This is a genomic window from Variovorax sp. YR266, from assembly GCF_900107295.1.
Lineage (GTDB): Bacteria > Pseudomonadota > Gammaproteobacteria > Burkholderiales > Burkholderiaceae_C > Variovorax.
Genome location: NZ_FNPM01000004.1, coordinates 52,848 through 74,696, shown reverse-complemented (window position 1 = coordinate 74,696; position 21,849 = coordinate 52,848). Strand labels below are relative to the sequence as shown.

The 21,849-nt window shown below is 66.8% G+C and carries 18 protein-coding genes; 14 read left to right on the top strand and 4 right to left on the bottom strand.

Translation table 11 applies throughout. The features are described 5' to 3' along the window. The first annotated feature begins 210 nt into the window (after positions 1-210). From BLW48_RS12325 to BLW48_RS12260, 14 genes are all read left to right on the top strand, one after another. The gene (locus BLW48_RS12325; RefSeq protein WP_093077082.1) at positions 211-3,018 is read left to right on the top strand and encodes a type VI secretion system Vgr family protein; all 2,808 of its coding nucleotides are present in this window, start codon (positions 211-213) and stop codon (positions 3,016-3,018) included. A gap of 12 nt (positions 3,019-3,030) precedes the next feature. After that, positions 3,031-5,628 carry a DUF2169 family type VI secretion system accessory protein gene (locus BLW48_RS12320; RefSeq protein ID WP_093175055.1) on the top strand — a complete coding sequence of 866 codons (2,598 nt, stop codon included), beginning with the start codon at positions 3,031-3,033 and terminating at the stop codon, positions 5,626-5,628. Further along, positions 5,625-6,677, top strand: coding sequence for a pentapeptide repeat-containing protein (locus BLW48_RS12315; protein ID WP_093175052.1), 1,053 nt, complete (start codon positions 5,625-5,627; stop codon positions 6,675-6,677). The genes BLW48_RS12320 and BLW48_RS12315 overlap by 4 nt, the downstream gene beginning before the upstream one ends. Positions 6,678-6,729: 52 nt before the next feature. Continuing rightward, entirely contained in the window at positions 6,730-7,344 is a 615-nt protein-coding gene (locus tag BLW48_RS12310) for a DUF3540 domain-containing protein (RefSeq protein ID WP_093175049.1), read from the top strand. Between the two features lie 21 nt (positions 7,345-7,365). Beyond that, complete coding sequence (locus BLW48_RS12305; RefSeq protein ID WP_093058752.1) at positions 7,366-7,761, top strand: DUF4150 domain-containing protein; 396 nt, start codon at positions 7,366-7,368, stop codon at positions 7,759-7,761. A gap of 81 nt (positions 7,762-7,842) precedes the next feature. Continuing rightward, on the top strand, positions 7,843-10,188 hold the full coding sequence (locus BLW48_RS12300) for a type VI secretion system Vgr family protein (protein WP_093175046.1): 2,346 nt from the start codon (positions 7,843-7,845) through the stop codon (positions 10,186-10,188). A 3-nt stretch (positions 10,189-10,191) separates the two neighbouring features. After that, a complete protein-coding gene (locus BLW48_RS12295) occupies positions 10,192-10,668 on the top strand; it encodes a DUF6484 domain-containing protein (protein ID WP_093077089.1) in 477 nt (158 codons plus the stop codon). Positions 10,669-10,685: 17 nt separating this feature from the next. After that, positions 10,686-11,741 carry a DUF2169 family type VI secretion system accessory protein gene (locus tag BLW48_RS12290; protein ID WP_093175043.1) on the top strand — a complete coding sequence of 352 codons (1,056 nt, stop codon included), beginning with the start codon at positions 10,686-10,688 and terminating at the stop codon, positions 11,739-11,741. Next, entirely contained in the window at positions 11,738-12,805 is a 1,068-nt protein-coding gene (locus tag BLW48_RS12285; RefSeq protein WP_093175041.1) for a hypothetical protein, read from the top strand. The genes BLW48_RS12290 and BLW48_RS12285 overlap by 4 nt, the downstream gene beginning before the upstream one ends. A gap of 8 nt (positions 12,806-12,813) precedes the next feature. Beyond that, positions 12,814-13,653: a DUF4150 domain-containing protein gene (locus tag BLW48_RS12280; protein WP_093058757.1), complete on the top strand. Its 840-nt coding sequence runs from the start codon at positions 12,814-12,816 to the stop codon at positions 13,651-13,653. A gap of 15 nt (positions 13,654-13,668) precedes the next feature. Further along, positions 13,669-14,586 (top strand): type VI immunity family protein, encoded by a 918-nt coding sequence (locus BLW48_RS12275; RefSeq protein WP_093058758.1) that lies wholly within the window; start codon positions 13,669-13,671, stop codon positions 14,584-14,586. Between the two features lie 16 nt (positions 14,587-14,602). Beyond that, entirely contained in the window at positions 14,603-15,877 is a 1,275-nt protein-coding gene (locus BLW48_RS12270; protein ID WP_093175038.1) for a TIGR02270 family protein, read from the top strand. 88 nt (positions 15,878-15,965) lie between these two features. Then, positions 15,966-17,654 (top strand): type VI secretion system-associated FHA domain protein TagH, encoded by a 1,689-nt coding sequence (tagH, locus tag BLW48_RS12265; RefSeq protein ID WP_093175035.1) that lies wholly within the window; start codon positions 15,966-15,968, stop codon positions 17,652-17,654. A 40-nt stretch (positions 17,655-17,694) separates the two neighbouring features. Continuing rightward, on the top strand, positions 17,695-18,489 hold the full coding sequence (locus BLW48_RS12260) for a PP2C family protein-serine/threonine phosphatase (RefSeq protein ID WP_093058761.1): 795 nt from the start codon (positions 17,695-17,697) through the stop codon (positions 18,487-18,489). A gap of 61 nt (positions 18,490-18,550) precedes the next feature. Here BLW48_RS12260 and BLW48_RS12255 read toward each other — a convergent pair whose 3' ends face one another. The 4 genes from BLW48_RS12255 to tssB all read right to left on the bottom strand — a co-directional run bounded on the left by BLW48_RS12255 (position 18,551) and on the right by tssB (position 21,833). Continuing rightward, positions 18,551-19,051, bottom strand: coding sequence for a peptidoglycan-binding domain-containing protein (locus BLW48_RS12255; RefSeq protein ID WP_093175033.1), 501 nt, complete (start codon positions 19,049-19,051; stop codon positions 18,551-18,553). Between the two features lie 85 nt (positions 19,052-19,136). Beyond that, a complete protein-coding gene (locus BLW48_RS12250; RefSeq protein ID WP_093058763.1) occupies positions 19,137-19,616 on the bottom strand; it encodes an Hcp family type VI secretion system effector in 480 nt (159 codons plus the stop codon). A 152-nt stretch (positions 19,617-19,768) separates the two neighbouring features. Beyond that, entirely contained in the window at positions 19,769-21,265 is a 1,497-nt protein-coding gene (gene tssC / locus BLW48_RS12245; RefSeq protein WP_093058764.1) for a type VI secretion system contractile sheath large subunit, read from the bottom strand. Positions 21,266-21,314: 49 nt separating this feature from the next. Continuing rightward, a complete protein-coding gene (tssB, locus tag BLW48_RS12240) occupies positions 21,315-21,833 on the bottom strand; it encodes a type VI secretion system contractile sheath small subunit (RefSeq protein ID WP_093058765.1) in 519 nt (172 codons plus the stop codon). Positions 21,834-21,849: the final 16 nt, after the last annotated feature.

Below are 21,849 nucleotides of genomic sequence, written 5' to 3'. Positions count from 1 at the left end.
CCATCGACGTGATCGTTGTTCGCATCGGTGGTTGATCGGCCGGCACCACAGCCGCGCCCATGTGCGAATGGCATCGGGTGCTCCCCGCAGCGAAATAAAGGAGGAGCCGAAGGCGGGGGACATTCGCGGAGGGGAGTACCCGGTGTCATTCGCACGCACCCCGAATGTCTTCCTGACTGACTGACACGCCACCACCATCAAGAGAAAAAAATGGCCGACCACGAGTTCCGCATAGAAAGCGATTCACCCGCGAAGGACGACCTGATGTTCTGGCGCATCGTCGGCCACGAGGCGCTTGCGCGTCCGTCGGCCTACGAGCTTACGGTGATCTCGCAGAACAAGGCCATCGAGGCCAAGGACATCCTCGGGCATGCCTTCGACGTGGTCATCGAGTTCCAGGATGCCGACGGCGGCACGCACGAGCGCCACTGCCAGGGCCATGCCGTGCGCTTCGTGCGCGCCGGCCACATGGGACGACACTACGAATATCGCATCACCCTGCGCTCGTGGTTCTGGCTGCTCACCAAGCGCGCCAACTCCCGCATCCTGCAAGAAAAGAAAGTTCTCGAAGTGCTCGATGCCGTGTTCGAAGACAGCCCCATCAAGCGCTTCAAGAAAACCAAGGCCGACAATGTCGTAGGCACCCACAACCCGCGCCGCTACTGCGTGCAGCACCAGGAAAGCGACTACCAGTTTCTCTCGCGCCTGCTCGAGGACGAAGGCATCTACTACTGGTTCGACGCGCACGACGCCCCCGGAACCATGCATCTTTCGGACGCCAGCGACATGGCGCACGACAAGCTGCCCGCCGCCGACACCCTGCGCCACATGGCCACCAACGCCGCCGAGCCGCGCTTCAACGAAATCTCGCGCTGGGTCAGCGGGCGCCAGTTCGACACCGGCAAGCATGCATCTCGCGACAGCGACTTCAAGGCCATCAAGAAAAAGCTGGGCGCCGACATCGACGCCTCGGACGACCACGAGCTGGCCAACCTGGAGCTGTTCGAGTTTCCGGGCGGCTACTTCACCGGCGACGAAGCCGAGACCCGCGCCAAGCTGCGCGGCGACGAACTCAACGCGCGCCGCGACCGCCACTGGGCCGTGACGCCGTGGCCCGACGTCACCGCCGGGCGCGGCTTCAAGTACGAGGGCGACCCCGACGGCACGCGCAACGGCGACTACGTCATTGCTGCCTGCACCTTCGTCGCCAGCCACCGAGGCTACGAGGGCGTGAGCGCCAGCGCCGCGGCGCGGCCCGTGCACAACGCGCTGGCCGACGTGCTGCGCGACGACGCGGTGAACGCCGACACGCTGCCGGTGCTCGAAGAGCTCATCGCCGCCACGCCCGCGCTGGCCGCCGCGCAGACCGGCAACAGCATCTTCCTGCTCACCGTGATGCCGGCCGATCGCCTGTTCCGCGCGCCGCGCCTCACGCCGCGCGTGACCATGCCCGGCCCGCAGACCGCCATCGTCGTCGGCCCCAAGGGCGACGAGCTGCACGTGGACGACCACGGCCGCGTGAAGGTGCACTTTCACTGGGACCGCTACGACGAGAGCAACGAGAAGTCGACCTGCTGGGTGCGCGTGTCGCAGCCCTGGGGCGGAAAGGGCTGGGGCGGCTACTTCATTCCGCGCATCGGGCAGGAGGTGATCGTCGACTTTCTCAACGGCGACCCCGACCGGCCGATCATCGTCGGGCGCGTCTACAACGACGAGCAGCCCATCCCGTACAAGTCGCCCACGCAGAGCGGCTTCAAGACCCGCTCCACGCCCGGCGGCGGTCCTGCGAACTACAACGAGATCATGTTCGAGGACAAGAAGGGCGAGGAGAACATCAACATCCACGCCGAGCTCGACATGAGCCGCAGCGTGGAGCGCGACGACTCCACCACCGTCGACCGCGACCAGACCATCACCGTCAAGCGCGACCAGACCAGCCTGGTAGACCGCGACCGCAAGAGCACCGTCACGCGCAACGACACCAACATGGTGGTGGTCGACCAGAAGAACACCGTCAAGGGCAAGCAGAACAACCAGGTGGTTGGCACTCGCACCACCTTCGTCGACAGCGACGACAAGACCATGGTCACGGGCACCAGCCTGAGCGACGTGACAGGCGCGCGCACCGACACCTCGCGCGCCGGGGAAACCCGCAACGTCACCGGCAACCAGACCATCACCGTCAGCGGCAACGTCACCTACAAGGCCGCGAAGATGAGCTTCGAGGCCGCCCACATCGACTGGCTGGTGACGGGCTCCAACTCCAAGTACATCACCGTGCCCAGCGGCCCGTTGGGGCTGATGGCCGACAAGATCAAGCTGATAAGCAACACCAAGATCGAGATGATGGCGGTGGGCGACATCAACGCCACCTCCATCGGCTCGAACACCACGGTGCTGGGCTCCAACTCGAGCGGCTATATCGGCACCAACAGCGAAGCCAACATGGGCGTGACCCGCTCGACCTTCATCGGCATGAGCATCGAGAACGCGCTGGCGTTGGCCATGGCCAACGTGCTGGGCGTGAACATCGAGAACACGGCGGGCGTGAAGCTGACCAACTGCGCGGCGCCCGACATCGCAGCGGTGGCGATGGATGTCAAGCAATCGGCGCTGCACACCTTCACGCCGGGCGCCGGTGGCGCGGGCGCCGGGGCGGCCGCGGTGGCCGGCGGCCTGGCCGCCGTGGCAGGCGCCGCCTCGGCCTATGTCGACATCGGCGCCACGCTCAAGCAGTACGCCGATGCGGCCGAAGCCCTGGGCAAGGCCGCCGACGACGCGCATGCCGAAGGCCTGCACAGCCTGGAAGACCGGCTTCGGTCGCTGGCGGGCAAGGCCAGCAACCGGCGCTTCGACGCCATCCTCGGCCTGGTGCCGATCATGGGGCTGGGGTTGCCGATCGCGGAGGTCTTTACCAGTGACCCCAGCGGCACCGCCGATCTCGGCAAGGTCAACAACGCCGTCGAGCCCGACGGCTCGGCCCGGCCGCCCGCAGAGCGCGAGCCCGAAGACGACTAGCCGGGGCGCCGAATGCAAGTCCTCAAGCCTCAGGCGCTCGGCCTCTCGACGCGGCCCATCGAGTTCCGCAAGCGGTTCGGACTCAGCGTCAGTGCGTACCTGCACCTGCCGTTCGCGCAGGGCGAGCGCGGCACGCTGTGGGCCGAGCAGTCGATGTGGTCCTTTCTTGCGAAGGAAATGGCGCAGCCGCTGATCGACGAAGGCGTCGCCAAGCTCACGCCCGAGTTCCTGGTGCACGGCAAGGCCTTCGCGCCGGCCGACCGACCCGATGCCTGCGCGGTGCGCGCGCGCTTCGGCGCGTGCGAGAAGACGTTGCTCGTCTTCGGCGAGCGGCACTGGGAGGGTACGCGCGCCACCGCGCCGCAGTCCTTCGAGTCGCTGCCGCTCGACTGGGCTGCCGCATACGGCGGCGCCGATTTCGCGCAGAACCCGCAAGGCCGGGGCCGGCAGGCGCGTGACGGCGTCCTGTGGCTGCCGAACACCGAGTTGCCGCAAGACCGCCTGCTGCGGCCCGACCAGGCCATTGCGCCGGCCGGCTTCGGCGCGCTCGACCTGATGCATCCGCAGCGCGCGCAGTACCGCGGCACCTACGACGCCGACTACCTGAAGCTGCATGCGCCGGGCTTTGCGCCCGACACCGACTGGCGCTACTTCAACCTCGCGCCTCCCGACCAGTGGATGGCCGCGCCTCTCGTCGGCGACGAGCCCTTCGCCTTCGACAACATGCACCCGCAAAAGCCGCGCATCGAAGGCCGCCTGCCGGGCCTGCGCGCGCGCGTGTTCGTCGGCTACAGGATTGCCGGCAGCAGCGAGCCCAAGGTGCGCGAGGTGCCGCTGCGGCTGACCACCGTGTGGTTCTTCCCGCATGCGGAGCGCTGCATCGCGATCTTCCAGGGGCTGGCCGAGGTCGGTACCGACGACGGCTCCGACGTGGCCAGCCTGATGGGCGCGGTAGAGCGCACCGGCGAGCCGCGCAGCGACGCGCATTACCTTGAGGCCGCCGCGAAGCGCGCAGACCCGAAGATGGGCCCCGTCTACGCCATCATCGACAGCGACCTGCTGCCCGAAGGCATCAGCACGCTCGACCCCGACGTGGAAGCCGCCAAGGCGCCGTTCGGCATGGACGGCTTGCAGGGCGAGGCGCAGTACCGCCGGGCCGAGATGGACGTCGAGTTCGCGCGCGACAAGGCCGTGGAAATGGGCAAGGACCCCGACGCGCTCGGCATCAGGATGCCGCCGCGCGAGAACGTGCCGGTGGGCGATGAGCTGCCCCCGTACCTCGAGAAGAAGATGAAGGAGGCCAACGCGCAGGGCTGGGCCGCCGTCGAAGACGCCTTGACCGTGCTCGAGAAGGCGCTGGAAGCGGCGGAGCAGAACCGCATCGACCTCGCCAAGGTGCAGCACCGCGGGCCGCCGCTCTACAACGCCGAGAAGCATCTGGCCGAGATGCAGGCGCAGGCGGCGGGCAGCACCCGCAAGGTCGACCTGACGCCGATGTTCCCCAAGCTCTGCGAACTCGAGGAAGTGCAGCGCAAGGGCTACCTGCAGTCCGCGCATGTGCAGCCGCCGGCCTTTGCGATGCCGGCCGATGCGGCAGCGGTATTGCGTGCGGAGATGACGCGCGCCATCGCGGCCGGCATCAAGCTGTTTTCGCGCGCCGACTTCACGGGCGCCGACTTTTCTGGCCTCGACCTGCGCGAGGTGAACTTCGAAGGCGCATGGCTGGAGAGCACCAACTTCAGCAATGCCAATCTCTCGGGCGCCACTTTCGCGGGGGCGGTGCTCGCGCATGCGAACCTCGAAGGCGCCATTGCCATCGGTGCCAGCTTTCGCGAGGCCAACCTTGGCAAGGCGCGGCTCGCGCGCGCCGTGTTCGACGGCTGCGATTTCTCGCAGGCCATGCTCATGCACTGCGCCTTCGGCGGCACGCAGATGCGGCGCGCCAACTTCACGAAGGCCCAACTGTTCGAAACCACCTGGGGCGAGGCGGACTGGACGGGTGCATTGCTCGCGGGCCAGGTCTTTCACAGGCTCGACCTGAAGGGCATGCGCTGGCCCGAGGCCGACCTGTCGGCCTGCAACTTCATCGAATGCGACCTCACGGGCGTGGACATGCACGACGCCACGCTCACAGCCGCCACCTTCGTCACCTGCAAGCTCGACGCCGCCCGGCTCATGGGCGCGAAGTGCGCCGGCGCCGTGGCCGTGAAGGGCACCAGCCTCGCCGATGCCGAAATGGGCCTGGCCGACCTGCGCAACTTCAACTTCGGCGCTTCGGACCTGCGCGGTGCGAAGCTGGTGCGTTCCGTGCTCGACGGCGCCAACCTCTGCGATGCGCGGCTCGACGGGGCCGACCTGCGGCTGGCCAGCGCCAAGGGCGCGCTGATGCGCAAAGCCATCTGCACCGGAGCGCTGCTGTCGGGCGTGAACTTCAGCGACGCGGTGTTCCAGTCGGCCGACCTGCGCGGTGCCGACCTGCGGCGCAGCAACCTCTTCGGTGCCGACCTCAGCCGCGTGCGGCTCGACGGATCGACCAGCTTCGACGGCGCGTTGCTCCAGCGTGCGCGCACGTGGCCCAGGCTCACTCCTGAACAGCAGGCTGCAGCATGACACCGCAACTGCTCGCCATTGCCGTTGGCGTCGGAGAGACGCTGGAAGGCCTCGACCTGCGCAAGGGCCAGTTCGCGAAACTGCCGCTGGGCGGCGGCGTGTTCTCCAAGGTCAACTTCGCCGAAGCCGACCTGCGCGCAGCAGACCTGCGCGAGACCGTGTTCGACCAGTGCGACCTGCGCGGCGCGCTCGTCTCGGGCGCTAACCTTCGCAAGGCTGTGTTCAATCGCTGCCTGCTCGACCACGTCGATCTGCGCGAGGCCAACCTGCACGGTGCGGTGTTCACCGAATGCGACCTGACGCACGCGCAGCTGGCCGGCACCGTGCTCACCATGGCCACCGTCGCGAAGTGCCGGCTCGACCATGCGGTGCTGCGCGGCGCGCAGCTCGACTCGGCGGTGTTCAGCCAGTCGGTGCTGCTGGACGTGTGCGCCGACGACACCAGATGGCACTACACCACGGTGAACGAGTGCGACCTGTCGCACCTCACGTGGACCGGGGCGCGCATGCTGCGCAACGTGTTCTTCAAGACCTCGCTGAAAGGCATGTCGTTCGCGGGGCTGGAGCTGGAGGGTTGCCAGTTCTCGTCCACCGACCTGGGTGGCGCGGACTTCAGCGGCATCGTGCTGCGGCAGTGCAACTTCCAGGGCGCGCGGCTCGATGGAGCGAAGTTCGCCAAGGCGGTGGCGCCCTCGTCGATCTTCTGCGAGGCGGGCGGCACGGGGTGCGACTTCTCCGGCGCGAAGCTGAGGCAGGCGCTGTTCACCGGGGCCGTGCTGCCGCAGGCCAACTTCTCGGGCTGCGACCTGTACCAGACGCACTTCGCGGGAGCGAAGCTGCGCGGCGCCAACTTCACGGGCGCCGAACTCACCTATTCCGATTTCCGCCATGCCGACCTGGGCACCGCCGACCTGCGCCACGCCACGCTGATGCGCACCGTGCTGCATGGCGCCAATACGGAAGACGCGCAGATGACCGACCGAGCACGCGCCATCGAGAGCGACCCGGAGCTGGAGAAATCCGAGCGCTGGCAGCCGCTGGTCGCATGACGCCACATCGCAGCCACACCACATCGAAGCCAAGCAACGGAGGAAAAACACCATGAAGACAAGCAGCCTGAAACCAGCGCCCGCCCAGGCCATCACCGGCCAGTGGTGCGTCGGCGTGCTCGGCCTCGACGAGGTCGGGGCGCTCGTCGTCGACAGTGGCGGCCTGCGGCTTCGCACGCGGCGCGCGGCGAGCTGCCTGCTCGAACCTGCCGCTGGCGACAGCGTTGCCTGCCTGCGCATCGCGCCCGACGAGGTCTGGGTCATGGCCGTGCTGCAGCGCGAGGAGGGCACCGCCAACGTCGTCAGCTGCGAAGGCAACAACATGCGCATTGCCGTGGAGGGCGGCCGGCTCGAACTCGCGGCCGAAGAGCTCGACGTGGCCACCCAGCGCACGCGCCTGGCCACCGACACCGCAGACGTCGTCGGTCGCCAGCTCACCGTGGTGGGCACCGGCATCAAGCTGGTCGGCTCGGTGCTGTCCTCGGTGATGGACCGCGTGCAGCATTTCAGCAAGCACTACCTGCGCACCACCGACGGCATCGACCGCGTGGCGGCCACGCATCTGGAGTGCGAGGCGAAGCAACTGCTGCGGCTCGAAGGCGAGCACACGCTGGTGAACGGCCGCGAGCTCATCAAGGCGCGCGGCGCGCAGATCCACTTCGGCTGAAGCGAAAAGGGAGAACAGGAAATGTTCGCCAACTGCCAGCTGATGGGCACCGACATGGGCTTTCCCGATGTCTGCATCACGCCCGCTGCGCCGTCGCCCATTCCGGTGCCGTATCCGAACATCGCGATGGGGCCGATGGCGATTCCGAACTGCCCCACGATCCTCATCATGGGCGGGCCGGCGCACAACCTCGGCACCACCATTCCCATGACCAACGGCGACAACCCGGGCGTGATGCTGGGCGTGGCCTCGGGCACGGTGATGGGGCCGAGCCGCCATCTCACCGGCGCCTTCACGGTGCTGTGGATGGGCATGCCCGCGTCGCGGCTTACCAGCACGTCGCTGCAGAACAGCACCAATTGCCCCGGTGTGCGCACGGTGCCGAGCCAGCCGCTGGTGCTGTTGCTGGCGCCGTAGGCGGAGGTAGCCGCGCGGCCGCGCGGCCGCACGGCGGTGCGGCTCGCGAGGGAGGGGAACGCAAAAAAAGGGACGGGAAGCATGGCCGATCACAAGTTCAGCATCCAGGGCGATTCGCCCGTAGTCGACAAGCTCATGTTCTGGCGCATCGTGGGCCACGAGGTGCTGGCGCGCCCCTCGGCCTACGAACTCACTGTGCTGACCGACAACGAAAGCATCGATGCCGCGGACATACTGGGCCGCTCCTTCGACGTCGTGATCGAATTCGCCGATGCCGATGGCGATACTCACAAGCGGCACTGCCAGGGGCATGCCGTGCGCTTCACGCGCGTGGCGCAGAGCGGGCGCTTCCTCGAATACCGCATCAGCCTGCGCTCGTGGTTCTGGCTGCTGAGCAAGCGCGTCAACGCACGCATCCTGCAGAACAAGCCGGTGCTGGGCGTGATCGATGCCGTGCTCGACGACAGCCCCATCGGCAGCCTCAAGAAGCTCAAGGCGGGCGGCGTGGTCGGCCCCCATGAGCCCCACGTGTACTGCGTGCAATACCGGGAGAGCGACTACCAGTTTCTTTCGCGCCTTCTGGAAGAAGAGGGCATCTACTACTGGTTCGACGCGCACGACGCGCCCGGCACCCTGTACCTGTCGGACAGCAGCACGCTGGCACACGAGAAACTGCCCGTTGCCGACACGCTGAACCATGCAGAGCGCGGTGCGTCGGAAGGGCGCTTCAACGAGATCACGCGCTGGATAAGCTCGCGCCAATTCGAATCGGGCAAGTTCGCGTCACGCGATCGCGACTTCAAGGTCATCAGCAAGCAGCTGCGCGCCGACAAGGGCGATCCCGACACGCACGAGCTGTCGGACCTGGAAGTGTTCGAGTTCCCGGGCGGCTATCAGTCGGGCGACGACACCGACAACCTCGCGCAGCTGCGGCTCGACGAGCTGATCGGCCGGCGGCAGCGCCATTGGGCATTGACCAGCTGGCCCGACGTGACGGCCGGGCGCAGCTTCGCGTTCAAGGGCGATCCCGACGGCAAGCGCGACGGTGACTACCTGATCGCGGCCTGCACATTCGTCGCGAGCCATCCCGGCTACGAGGGCGCGAACTTTCCCGAGAGCCGGCGTTCGATCGACGTCGTGCTGCACGACGCGCTGGCCGACGACCCCGTCAACACCGGGCTGGGCGAACTGGTGGGCGACCTGATCGCGGAGACGCCGGCGCTGAGCACCGGCCAGCGCGCGAGCAGCAGTTTTTTGCTCACGGTGATTCCGCTGAACACGCCCTGGCGCCCGCCGCGCCTGACGCCGCGCGTCACCATGCCCGGCCCGCAGAGTGCCATCGTCACGGGCCGCAGCGGTGAGCAGATCTGGACCGAGGAGCACGGCCGCGTGAAGGTGCAGTTCCACTGGGACCGCTACGGCAAGAACGACGAGAACAGCTCATGCTGGGTGCGCGTGTCGCACCCCTGGGCCGGCAAGAGCTGGGGCGCGATCAGCATCCCGCGCATCGGCCAGGAAGTGATCGTCGATTTTCTGGATGGCGACCCCGACCAGCCCATCATCGTCGGCCGCTTCTACAACGGCGAATCGATGGCGCCCTTCGGCCTGCCGGCCGGCGCCGTGGTGAGCGGCATCAAGTCGAACACGCACAAGGGCAAGGGCTACAACGAACTGTCGATGGACGACACCGCCGGCAAGGAGAAGGTGACCATCCACGGCCAGTACGACATGAACACCACGGTCGAGAACAACCAGACGACCACAGTGCACAACAGCCGCACCGACACCATCGACGTGGACGACTCGGAGAGCGTGGGCAACAACCAGAAGCAGCACGTGGGCGTCGACCAGACCGTGTCGATCGGCTCCAACCGCAGCGAGACGGTGGGCGGCACCGAGACCATCGTCATCACCGGCCATCGCACCGAGACCGTCAACGGCGGCGAGACCGTGACCGTCAACGGCGGGCGCAGTCATACCGTGAATGGCATGCAGACCACCACCATTTCTGTGGCCGAGGCGCACACCGTGGGCGCGGGCCGCATGCACAGCGTTGGCGCGGGCGAGGCCATCAACGTGGGCGGCGTGCAGACCGTGAGCGTTGGCGGCGCGCAGATGGTCAGTGTGGGCGGCGTGCAAAAGGTGAGCGTGGGCGCGCTGCAGTCGATCTCCGTGGGCGGTCCGCACAAGCTGTCGGCCGCGGTGATCTCGGAGACATCGAAGGGGCCGATCAAGATCAAGGCGGGCGCGATCTGCATGGTCGAGGCGCCCACCATCATGCTCAAGGCGGGCGGCAGCAAGATCGTCATGAACGCCAGCGGCATCACCATCAAGGGCGCCAAGATCACCATCAAGGCCGACGGCAGCGCGTCGTTCAAGGCCGGTGGCTCGATCAAGATCAAGGGCTCCAACCTGGGGGAGGACTGAGCCGTGGAAGACCACACCGATCTCCAGAGCGCGCGCAGCGTGCTGCACAGCGTGGCCGCCTGGTCGAAGTTGTCGGGCCAGGGCGTGGCGGTGGCCGCCTTTGCCGGCTTCGATGCCGAGGGGCGCTTCCTGGTCACGCTGGGCGATGGCATGACGCCGGTGCAGGCGCTCTCGACAGTGGGCCTGGCGCCTGGTGATGCAGGCGCGGCGATCGTCGTGGCCTTCGAGCAGGGCGAGGTGCGGCACCCGGTCATCGTCGGACGCGTGCAGCCGCTGCGCACCGAGGCGCCACCGGCACTCGATGCGCGCGTGGATGGCGAGCGCGTCGTGCTGCAGGGGCGCGAGCGCATCGAGCTGCGCTGCGGCGAGGCCAGCATCGTCCTCACGCGTGCGGGCAAGGTGCTGATCAACGGCAACTATGTGCTCACGCGCTCGCGCGGTGCGAATCGCGTCAAGGGTGCCTACGTGGGCATCAACTGACGAACGAGAAACACGCCATGTGGCAACTCGAAAACCGCACACCCTATGCCGCCGAACGCACCTGGGTGCGCGACCGCGACGGAGCGGAGATCTGGCTCGTGGCGGTGAAGTGCAGCTTCGATATTTCGCCCGATGGCGAGACGAGCGTTGCCCCCGAACAACCACCGGTCGCGCAGGCGCCCGTCTTCGTCGACGAGGCCGCGCCGCAGCCCAGCCTGCTCTACGAGATGGACCTGGTTCGCACCAAGCTGACGACCGACGTGCTGTTGATCGGCAATGCGCATGCGCCCGGTGGAGTGCCCGTGACGCAGCTCGACGTGGGCCTGCGCGTCGGCCCGATCGCCAAGCGGTTGCGCGTGACCGGCGACCGCGTGTGGCTCGGCGGCGCACCATCGGAGCCCGAGCCTTTCAGCACCATGCCGCTGGTGTGGGAGCGCGCATATGGCGGCGTCGATCCGTGGACGCGCGATGCGCCGTTGCCGCAGTTCGACGTGCGCAATCCGGTGGGCACGGGCTTTGTGATGGAGGCTGCGCATGCGGAAGGTGTGCGACTGCCGAATATTGAATATCCGGATCAATGTGTGCGGGCATGGAGCGACCGGCCGGAGCCTGCGGGGTTCGGGCCGCTGTGCAATCACTGGCAGCCGCGCGCGAGGTTTGCGGGGACGTATGACGAAGCGTGGCAGCGGGATCGGTTGCCGCTGCTGCCGGTGGATTTCGATGACCGGCACTATCAGTGCGCGCCTGTGGATCAGCAGGCGCCGCAGTTTCTCATCGGTGGAGAGCCGGTGGTGCTGATCCATCTCTGGCCACAAGCCGGACAGCTGCGTTTCGAACTGCCGCGAGTGATTCTTGGCCTCGAGACATTCTTCATCGACGGCGACCGTGTGCCGCACGAGCGGCCGAGGTTGCACACGGTGATCGTCGAGCCCGATCACTCGCGTGTCTCGCTGGTGTGGCACAGCGCGCTGCCTTGTCATCCCAAGGTGCACAAGCTGCTGCGAACTCGCATCGTCGAGAAGCGCCTCGTGCGTCTGGGCGAGCAGCTCGACGAAACCGGAGTGTCGGCATGACCGCTGCCGTCTTGCAGATTGCCGGTCTCGGTGCGTGCACGCCCATAGGCCGCAACGCGTGGTCGAGTGCCGCCGCGGCGCGCGCCGGTGTTTGCGGCTTCGGCGAGCATCCGTTCTTGATCGATTCGGCGGGTGAACCGATGCGTGTGGCCCGCGCGCCGTGGATAGGTGCGGACGTCGACGCGCAGCAGCGCTGCGCCGCCCTGCTGCTGCCGGCCATCGAGGAAGCCATGCGACCACTCGTAGCTGCCGGCGCCGCGGTGCATTGCCGGCTCGGTCTGGCCCTGGCCCTGCCACCTCCGCGCGCTGGACGGCCGGCGGACCTGCGGGATGCGTTGCTGGCACATGTCACACAGCGGCACCAAGAGCTCTTCAATGCATCGCGGGTCTTCGAGATCGGCCATGCGGGTGGACATCTGGCGCTCGACGCGGCGGCGCGTGGTTGTGCCGGTGCCTCGATCGACGCGTGTCTGGTCTGCGGTGTCGATACTTACCTCGCACCGGAAACGCTCGAATGGGTCGAGGCCAGCGACCAGCTTCATGGCGGCGGCGTGCTCAACAACCCCTGGGGATTCATTCCCGGCGAGGCAGCGGGCGCCGTATTGGTCGCCTCGCACGAGTTCACGGCGCGAGCCGGCTTGACTTCGCTCGCGACGCTCGACGAGCCCGGCCTGGGTCTGGAGACGCGGCTCATCAAGAGCGGGGAGGTCTGCATCGGCGACGGACTCACGCAGGCCTTTCGCCAGGCCCTGAAATCGCTGGACCAGAACGACCTGGTACATAACGTCTTCTGCGACATGAACGGCGAGACCTATCGCGCCGACGAGTACGGGTTTACCGTGCTGCGGACGAAGGAGCACTTTCGCAATGCCACCGATTTCGTGGCGCCGGCCGATTGCTGGGGCGACGTGGGAGCTGCCGGAATGCCGCTGCACATTGCCCTTGCAGTCATCTCCCATCTCAAGCACTACGGCAAGGGGCCGGTGTCGATGGTGTGGGCCAGTTCCGAGTCCGGCGAGCGTGGCGCCGTACTGGTACGCGGCATCGAGCCGCGCGATGGCTGAGGCCCGCCATGCCCGTCACGATCCGGGTCAATGGCACTGTGGGCTCGCTCGTCCACAAGATGAGTAGCGGGATCACCACCGCGACCATTCCGGACGTCTGCAAGACGCCGAGTCCAGGTGGCCCAGTGCCCGTGCCCTATCCGAACATCGCGCAATCCATCACGTTGACCAACGGGACAACCACCGTCAAGGGGGACAAGGTGATGGCGGCGAACAAGGGCTCGAAGTTCGCGCTCTCCAACGGCGACAACGCCGGTGTGGCCGGTGGCGTGAAGTCGAGCACCTTCATGAAGGAGGCCACCTGGATCCTCTATTCGTTCGACGTGAAGATGGACGGCAAGAACGCCGCACGCTTCATGGACAAGATGTTCCACAACTCGGAGAACGCGGCCAATCTTGCTGGCATTCTCCAGTCGGTAGTCAAGGATCTCGGACTCGACGCCGACGAGGAGGCGATGGCGAACAAGCTCTGCGAAGAGTTCTGCAAAGACCTCGCGAAAGGCCATGTGAAGGGGCCGCGTGGTGGTTGGAGCCGGGATCCTTCATCGAGCGGCAACTGGTCTTACGAACTGGAATCTCGCCTGAGCAATCCGTTATCGTCGGCCGCGCGCGCGATCCAGAAGCTCGGCGGCCTGATCACCCAGCAATTCACGCGCTCCTACGGCCTGCTGATTCCCGATGTGGTGTTGTCGCTCGGCACGGATGCGGCGGGTGTGCCGATCGTGAAGCGCTGTTTCGATTTCAAGTTTCCCGGAGATCGTTGGCGCAAGACGCAGAAGCTGCGGCAGCAGAAGCTGGCCAACGGCAACAAGCCGGTGAAGATCAACGCCAAGAACTGCGATTGCTGAGAAAAGGAGCACCCCATGAGCGAAGCGACTGACAAGCTGGTTTTTTCCGGCGGCGATGGAATCTACCTGCGGCTCGTGACTGACATCACGCTGTATTGGCGCGGGTCGATGTTCGATCACGCGCAAGGCATCCAGAACTTCTATGCGAAGGCACTCGGCGTGATCGGCAGCTACCTGAAGTTCTACCGAACCGAATCGATGGAGGGCTCCAGGCCACTCAAGGCCGACTCTCTGCAGCTACTGCCCGACTGGTTCCTCAAGCGCAAGGGAAAGGGTAAAGGCATCTATATGCTGAGCCTTGAAGGCGGCAACGACAAGGACGAGCCCTCGGAGCATGGCTTCTACTTGCTGGCCGATCAAGAAGAGGAAACGCGGGTGGGCGCGGTACGGCTCATTCTTCCATCCTGGTTCATGGACACAGGGTATGAAAGCGTCGCGAACCTGCTGGCCGAGCTGGTCGCGGGCTTCGATTTCGACTCGGGGCACGCAGGTTTCGCGGTCAACTGGGACCCGGAGGGAGAGTACGAGAACGAGGCTGCGAGCCAGATGCTGATGCTCGCAAAGAAGTACCCGGGCATCGATCTGAACTACATGGACTCGACCATCATCGCCCTGCAGCAATCCGATGCGCCCGCCCTCAAGTGCGTGAACTGGCTCACGCTCGTTGGGGCCGGGCTTCAGCAGCGGCTGCCCGCGCTGGAAGAGTTGCGCGAGGAACTGGGGCGCGCCTGCCCGGTGCATGAGCTGCCGAGCTGCTGGGTGATCCAGGCCGGCCCGGCACCGGCCCTGGGCTATCCGGACAGGGACGAAATGAAGCCCTATCACCGCGTCGGCTCGTCGTTGGCGTCGGTGCGTCTGCAGCGGCACCCAGCGATCTTTGCCGAGTCGGATCCGGGCTATGGAACGGACGAATGGTTGGCGCGATTCGACTGACACGCGGAGGTGCGCGATGAATGATCCCGACACTTCGTCGCCTACCCTGAGCGATGTCCTGGTCGAACACACCGACGAAGCCTCCTTCCTCTGGCTTCAGCGCGCCAGCGCAGTCCACGCCCCCAACTACTCGCCCCAGCAATTCGCCGACCTCGACGAGCGCCTCGCGGCCCACATCGACGGCCTGCGCGTTGCCGGCGAAGAAGGCTGGCAGCATGCACTGGCGATTACCGACAACGAAGGTCCCGAAGACTTCTTCGTCGCCGCCGTGCTCGCCATCGAGGCGGTCGATGGCCGCTTCGATGATCTGGTCGAGCGCGCCAAGGACCTGCCCGAGGTCGTGCCCGGCCTGATCTCCGCGCTGGGCTGGGTCGAGCCGAAGTATCTTGGCGGTCGCGTCAGGGCCTTGCTCGAGGACGCCTCGCCATTGCGGCAGAAGCTCGGCGTGGCAGCCTGCGCGCTGCATCGGCGCGACGTGGGCCCGCTGCTCGGGCAGCTGCTTGCGGGCGCTCCAGACAGCGTCCGCATCCGCGCGCTGCGTGCAGCCGGCGAGCTGGGCCGTGCCGACCTGTTGCCGCAGGCCCAATCGCTGCTCGGCGAGGCCAAGCCCGAGCTGCGCTTCTGGGCCGCGTGGGCGGCGGTGCTGCTCGGCGACCGGGCGCAGGCGCTGGACGTGCTTGCGGCCTTTGCACTGAAGAGCGGGCCGCGCCAGCCCCGCGCGTTCCAGCTTGCACTGCAGGCGATGGAGCTGGCACCGGGCCACGCGCTGCTGCTCGACAGCGCCGCGCTGCCCGAGGCGCAGCGTCTGCGCATCATCGGCTCGGGCTTCATCGGCGACGCGCGCTATGTGCCGTGGCTCATCGAGCAGATGGCGCAGCCGGCCACGGCACGCATCGCGGCCGAGGCCTTCGTCACCATCACGGGCGTGGACTTCAACCTCGCGCAGATGGAGGTTCCGCCGCCCGACGGCTTCGAGGACGGGCCGACCGACGACCCCGACGACGACAACGTCGAGCTGCCCGAGGACATCGCCTTGCCCTGGCCCGACATCGACAAGATCCGTGCGTGGTGGCAGCAGAATGGTGCACGCTTTGCCCCAGGTGTGCGGCTCTTCATGGGGCAACCGGTCTCGCCCGACAGCTGTACGGGTGTGCTGCGTGAGGGCTTCCAGCGTCAGCGCGTGGCAGCGGCGCTGCATCTGGCGCTGCTCGACGCGCGCGCACCGCTGTTCGCAACCAGCGCGCCGGCATGGCGGCAGCAGCGCTGGCTTGGCGACGGCATACCTCTTTAGGCGAGATTGCCAACATGCCCCACGGAATGAATACTCCTTGCGAGTTTGTTCGGGCGCATTCAGGCACAGAGCCTTCGGGGGCCGATTCATGATCCATATCGCTGTCATCACCCGGCAAGGCGCTCCGGCGGGGCAGGCCATTGCCGCGGACTTCGGACCCAATGGCGGAACCATCGGCCGGGCCGACACCAACACGCTGGTGCTGGACGACCCGGACCGCACCGTCTCGCGCGTGCATGCGCAGGTGCTGTGCCGTGACGGTCAGTACTTCGTCATCGATCGGGGCAGCAACCCGATGCAGTGCAACGGCGTGTCGCTGGGCTCGGGCAAGGAGGCCGCGCTGACCGATGGCGCGCGGCTGGTGGTGGGCAGCTTCGAGCTCACGGTGCGCGTGACGGCCGCCGCGCCGCCGTCGCTGGCCATCCCGAACACGGTGCTTGGAGGGGCTGCCATGGCCGCGCCAGCCGCACCTTCGAGCGACGACCCCTTTGCCGACCTGCTGGCGGGCCTCGCGCCGCCGGCCGCACCAGCGGCAGCGCCCGCCCCAACCCCTGCCACGGCACTGCCTGATTCGCTGCTGTTCCCCGACCCGATGGAAAGCGGCTCGCGCAACGTGCAAGCCGCGCAGATCGATCCTTTCGCGAACCTGCTGGGGCCCACGCCGTCGTCGACGCCGGCGGCCGGCCTTGGCGCGCTCGACGATTTCTCCGACCTCGGCGCGCCGCCCGCGCATGGCAAGGCCGCGGGCATCGACGAGCTGTTCGGCGGCATGGGCAATAGTGGCGGCGGCATCGGCGGCGATCCGCTCGCGCTGTCGCCGCTGGCCGATCCGCTGCTGCAGCCCAATACCGCTTCCGAAGCCGATCCGCTGGCCGCGCTGCAGCACGCGGCGCCGCGTACGCCCACGCCGCGCTCCGACCATCTGCCGATCGACCAGTTCGGCTTCACGCCGCCGAAGGCCATCGAGCCGCCACCACCTCCTCCGCCGCCTGCACCGCCTCCGGTAGCTGCGCCGGCGCCCGTGCAAGCGCTGGCGCAGTTCGACGACATCACCGGCCAGCCGATACGCATCAGCGGGCCGGAGAATTCCGGCAGGCCCACCGAGTCGCTGCCGCCGCCCATCGACATCGCGCCTGCGCCACCAGCCAGGCGCGCGGCAACGCCGCCATCCGAGCGCATCGCCACCGACGACGAGCTGCTCGCCGCTTTCCTGCGCGGCCTGGCCAGCACGCACCAGCCGCCCGAGATGCTCACGCCGGGCCTGATGGAGCGCATCGGCTCGATGCTGCGCAGCGCCACCGAGGGCACGCTGCAGCTGCTGCTCACGCGCCAGGAGTTCAAGCGCGAGGTGCGCGCCGAGGTCACGATGATCGCGGCGCAGGCCAACAACCCGCTGAAGTTCTCGCCCACGGTCGAGGTGGCGCTGGCCCATCTGCTGGGGCCCGGCGTGCGTGGCTTCATGCCGCCCGAGGCCGCGATGCGCGATGCCTTCAACGACCTGCGCGCGCATCAATTCGGCGTGATGGTGGGCATGCGCGCGGCGCTGGCCCACGTCATCGGGCGCTTCGAGCCGGCGGAGCTGGAGAAGAAGATTAGTGCCAAGTCGGCGCTCGACGCGCTCTTCAGCGCCAACCGCAAGGCCAAGCTCTGGGACCAGTTCGTGTCGCTCTATGGCGGCATCGCGAGCGAGGCGGAGGACGACTTCCACAGCCTCTTCGGCAAGGCCTTCCTCGAGGCCTACGAAGAGCAGATGGCACGCCTGAAGTCCGACGCCTGAAAAGAATCAAAACAACCCCAGCACCCGCGAGGCACCCCGCTTGGAAATCGAAATCGTCACGCTCTCCCGGCAGGGAGGCCGCACCTACAACGAGGACGTGCACGGCCATTGGCACGACGAGCGCTATGTCGCCTGCCTGGTGGCCGATGGCGCGGGCGGCCACGGCGGGGGCGACGTGGCGGCGGCCACCGCGCGCGGCAGCATGCTCGGTGGCTTCTCGGCCGCGCCGGGGCTCGACGAGGCCACGCTGCGCCGGCTGGTGGAGCAGGCCAACCTCGACGTGGTGGCGCGCCAGGCCGAGGGCGGCAAGCTCGCGGGCATGCGCTCGACCATTGTGTTCGCGGCCATCGACCTCGAAAGCCAGGCTCTGGCGTGGGTGCACAGCGGGGACAGCCGGGCCTACCTGTTCCGTGGCGGCGCCATCGTGGCACGCACCACCGATCACAGCCTGGTACAGCAGATGGTGGCCGGCGGCATGCTCGACGAAGAGGGCGCGCGGCTGCATCCGCAGCGCAACATGCTGCTGTCGGCGCTGGGCTCGGTCGAGGAGGCGCCCGACATCGCGGTGTCGGACCGCATGCGCCTCTTGCCCGGCGACGTGCTGCTGCTGTGCAGCGACGGCGTGTGGGAGCCGCTGGGCGACGAGTGCCTGATAGACACGCTGCATGCCTCCCGCACACCCAGCCAGTGGACCGAGCTGATCGACGCGCAGGTCAAGGCGAATGCCAAGCCGGGGTACGACAACTACACGGCGCTCACGCTGTGGGTGATCGAGGACGACGAGGACGATGCGACGCGGTTGATGCCCGAGAATGCCGCATCGACGGACACCTGAGCCCCTAAAGAAAAACGCCCGTCCATCGGACGGGCGCCAGGCTGGCGGTCGCTGGGGCCGCTCAGCTGTACTTCTTGGCCGTCTTCTTGACCTTCTTCAACGCGCTGCGCAGCAACAGGGGCATGTCTTCCCGGTTCGGCAGGTTGGTGTAGTTGTCGATGCCCTGCTCCTTGCAGCAGTTGGCACAGCCGTTGTTGAGCAGGTCGAGCGCGTAGCGTGTCTTGCTGATCGTGCTGGACGCACCGGGCTCCCGGAACGGATCGAAGATGCCGTCCGGCAGGACCTTGTGTCCGAGCGCTATCAGCTGCGTCTGGAAGTGCGTGATGTGCTTCTGCGTGATCTGCCCGTAGTAGCCGTCCACGACGATCACCTCTGTCTGGCCGGGAGGCGGGTCCAGATCGTGGTTGAAGCCGAGCAGCTCGTAGTAGAAGATCTTGAACAGCGCCTGCACGAGCATCACGTCTTCACGTGTGTTGGAGCCGATCCGTCCGACCGACCAGTCGGTGTTGTAGGCCGTGAGCAGCGCGCCGCTGCTGCCGATGAGTGGGGTGCTGAATGCCATTGCATTGCTCCGGTGCGGTGAGGACGCATGGAAACCGCACCGGGCACTGGCGCGCCCGATGCCGTGCCCGGCGGTCCGTCGCCCGTCAGCGGGTCTCGGTGGTCGCCACGTTCCAGCCGAACTTGACTTCGCCGCCGCCGGCGCCCTTGTCGTCCTGGGCCTTGTAGGCGAACTCGATGTCCTTGAACGAGCACATCACCTGTTCGTACACGTCGCCGCCCTGCGCGCCGCCGGGGCTCACGGCAGAGATGAAGACTTCCTTCATCGTGACCTTCAGGTACTCCTGCTGGCCTTCGCCGGCCTTGCGGCAGGTCAGGACCATGTCCTTGAAGTGCTTGCCGCTCACGCAGTTCTTGGCCAGCACCGGGGAGGCCTTGTCGTAGGTGTGCGTGAAGTGGAATTCACCGGGCGTGGCCTTGCCCTTGCCCGAGCCGCCGCCGGAGCCTGCGCCCGACGAGTTGGCCACGTTCCAGGACCACGACGAAATCTCGATCTCGTCCTTGTGGTCCTTGTGGGAAGACTCGCCCTTGACGCCGTCGAGCTTGATGTGAAAGTCAGATGACATGTTCCTACTCCTTGGAACCCGATTGCGTTCGGGCGGTTGATGATCGAAACGAGAAAAATGGCTGCCGGCGGTGGGAGGTAAGTTCCGATGCCCGGCAGCTACTCATAGAACGAAACGGAACCGGGAATTCAAGAAGAATCCCCAGATTTTTTTCAGCCGGCGCCCTTGGCCGTCGGCAGCTTGGACACCAGGCGCAAAGAAACCGTGAGGCCTTCGAGCTGGTAGTGCGGGCGCAGGAAGAACTTGGACGTGTAGTAGCCCGGGTTGCCTTCCACTTCCTCGACGACCACTTCGGCGGCCGCCAGGGGCTTCTGCGACTTGGTGATTTCCGACGAGTTGGCCGGGTCGCCGTCCACGTAATTCATGATCCATTTGTTCAGCCAGCGCTGCATGTCCTCGCGCTCCTTGAAGCTGCCGACCTTGTCGCGCACGATGCACTTGAGGTAGTGCGCAAAGCGGTTGCAGGCAAAGAGGTAGGGCAGGCGCGCCGCCAGGTTGGCGTTGGCCGTGGCGTCCGGGTCGTCGTACTCGGCCGGCTTGTTGAGCGACTGGGCGCCGATGAAAGCAGCGAAGTCGGAGTTCTTGCGGTGGATCATCGACAGCAGGCCGGCCTTCGAGAGCTCGGCCTCGCGCCGGTCGCTGATGGCGATCTCTGTCGGGCACTTCTGGTCCACGCCGCCGTCGTCGCTCGGGAAGGTGTGCAGCGGCAGGTTCTCCACCGCGCCGCCCGACTCGATGCCGCGGATGCGCGAACCCCAGCCGTACAGCTTGTACGAACGGTTGATGTTGGTCGCCATCGCGTAGGCCGCATTGGCCCAGGCGTACTTGCTGTGGTCGGCGCCGGCGGTGTCTTCCTCGAAGTCGAACTCTTCCACCGGGTTGGTGTTGGCGCCGTAGGGCGTGCGCGCCAGGAAGCGCGGCATGCACATGCCGAGGTACTTGGAGTCGTCCGACTCGCGCAGGCTGCGCCAGCCGGCGTACTCGGGCGTGAGGAAGATCTTGGTCAGGTCGCGCGGGTTGGCGAGTTCCTGCCACGACTCCATCTGCATCAGGTTGGGGCTGGCGCCGGTGATGAAGGGGGCATGCGCCGACGCGGCGATCTTGGCCATTTCGCCGAGCAGTTCCACGTCGGGCGGGCTCTGGTCGAAGTGGTAGTCGCCCACCAGCGCGCCGAAGGGCTCGCCGCCGAACTGGCCGTACTCCTGCTCGTAGATCTTCTTGAACATCGGGCTCTGGTCCCAGGCCGCGCCCTTGAACTTCTTCAGGCTCTTGGCCAGATCCGTCTTGGAGATGTCCATCACGCGGATCTTCAGGTTCTCGTCGGTCTCGGTGTTGTTCACCATGTAGTGCAGGCCGCGCCACGCACTCTCGAGCTTCTGGTATTCGGGGTGGTGGATGATCTTGTTCACCTGGTCGGTGAGCTTGGCGTCGATCGCGGCGATCATGGCCTGGATCGACTTGGTCACGTCCTTGCCGATGACGGTGCTGTTGGCCAGCGCCTGCTGCGCCAGCGTGAGCACCGCGGCTTCGACGGCGCTCTTGGCTTCGTCGCTGCGCGGCTTGAATTCCTTTTGCAGCAGCGACGAAAAGTCGCTGCCCGCGTACGCGACATCTTTCAGCGCGCTCTGTTCGAGTGCTTCGGTGGCCATGGTGGTTTACTCCTCGTGATCCTGTGTGGCGGTCGGATGGGTATCGTCGTCAGGCGGCGGGTGTGCCGCCGGCGTCTTCGGGCTTCTTGCTCGCGGCCAGCGTCTGCAGCAGGGCCGGGTCTTCGAGCACCTTGGCCAGCAGGTCTTCGGCGCCGCCCTTGCCGTCCATGTAGGTGACGAGGTTCGACAGCTGCGTGCGCGCTTCGAGCAGCTTGTTCAGCGCGCCCACCTTGCGCGCCACGGCGGCGGGCGAAAAGTCTTCCATGTTCTCGAAGGTGAGCTCCACCTTCAGGTCGCCCTCGCCGGTGAGCGAGTTCTCTACCGCGAAGGCCGCGCGCGGCTTCATGGCCTTCATGCGCGAGTCGAAGTTGTCGACGTCGATCTCCAGGAACTTGCGATCGGCCACCGGCGCGAGCGGGTCTGCCGGCTTGCCAGAGAGGTCTGCCAGCACGCCCATCACGAAGGGCAGCTGCACCTTTTTCTCTGCCCCGTAGAGCTCCACGTCGTATTCGATCTGGACCCGGGGCGCCCGGTTGCGGGCGATGAATTTCTGACTGCTCTTGGCCATGGAGATGCTCCTTGCG

Bases quoted from the DNA above. Each gene is read 5' to 3' on its own strand.
- BLW48_RS12270 (WP_093175038.1), top strand. From the start codon at position 14,603: ATGAATGATCCCGACACTTCGTCGCCTACCCTGAGCGATGTCCTGGTC.
- BLW48_RS12275 (WP_093058758.1), top strand. From the start codon at position 13,669: ATGAGCGAAGCGACTGACAAGCTGGTTTTTTCCGGCGGCGATGGAATC.
- BLW48_RS12300 (WP_093175046.1), top strand. From the start codon at position 7,843: ATGGCCGATCACAAGTTCAGCATCCAGGGCGATTCGCCCGTAGTCGAC.
- BLW48_RS12320 (WP_093175055.1), top strand. From the start codon at position 3,031: ATGCAAGTCCTCAAGCCTCAGGCGCTCGGCCTCTCGACGCGGCCCATC.
- BLW48_RS12255 (WP_093175033.1), bottom strand. From the start codon at position 19,051: ATGGCATTCAGCACCCCACTCATCGGCAGCAGCGGCGCGCTGCTCACG.
- BLW48_RS12280 (WP_093058757.1), top strand. From the start codon at position 12,814: ATGCCCGTCACGATCCGGGTCAATGGCACTGTGGGCTCGCTCGTCCAC.
- tagH (WP_093175035.1), top strand. From the start codon at position 15,966: ATGATCCATATCGCTGTCATCACCCGGCAAGGCGCTCCGGCGGGGCAG.
- BLW48_RS12250 (WP_093058763.1), bottom strand. From the start codon at position 19,616: ATGTCATCTGACTTTCACATCAAGCTCGACGGCGTCAAGGGCGAGTCT.
- BLW48_RS12310 (WP_093175049.1), top strand. From the start codon at position 6,730: ATGAAGACAAGCAGCCTGAAACCAGCGCCCGCCCAGGCCATCACCGGC.
- tssC (WP_093058764.1), bottom strand. From the start codon at position 21,265: ATGGCCACCGAAGCACTCGAACAGAGCGCGCTGAAAGATGTCGCGTAC.
- BLW48_RS12290 (WP_093175043.1), top strand. From the start codon at position 10,686: ATGTGGCAACTCGAAAACCGCACACCCTATGCCGCCGAACGCACCTGG.
- BLW48_RS12315 (WP_093175052.1), top strand. From the start codon at position 5,625: ATGACACCGCAACTGCTCGCCATTGCCGTTGGCGTCGGAGAGACGCTG.
- BLW48_RS12305 (WP_093058752.1), top strand. From the start codon at position 7,366: ATGTTCGCCAACTGCCAGCTGATGGGCACCGACATGGGCTTTCCCGAT.
- BLW48_RS12285 (WP_093175041.1), top strand. From the start codon at position 11,738: ATGACCGCTGCCGTCTTGCAGATTGCCGGTCTCGGTGCGTGCACGCCC.
- BLW48_RS12325 (WP_093077082.1), top strand. From the start codon at position 211: ATGGCCGACCACGAGTTCCGCATAGAAAGCGATTCACCCGCGAAGGAC.
- tssB (WP_093058765.1), bottom strand. From the start codon at position 21,833: ATGGCCAAGAGCAGTCAGAAATTCATCGCCCGCAACCGGGCGCCCCGG.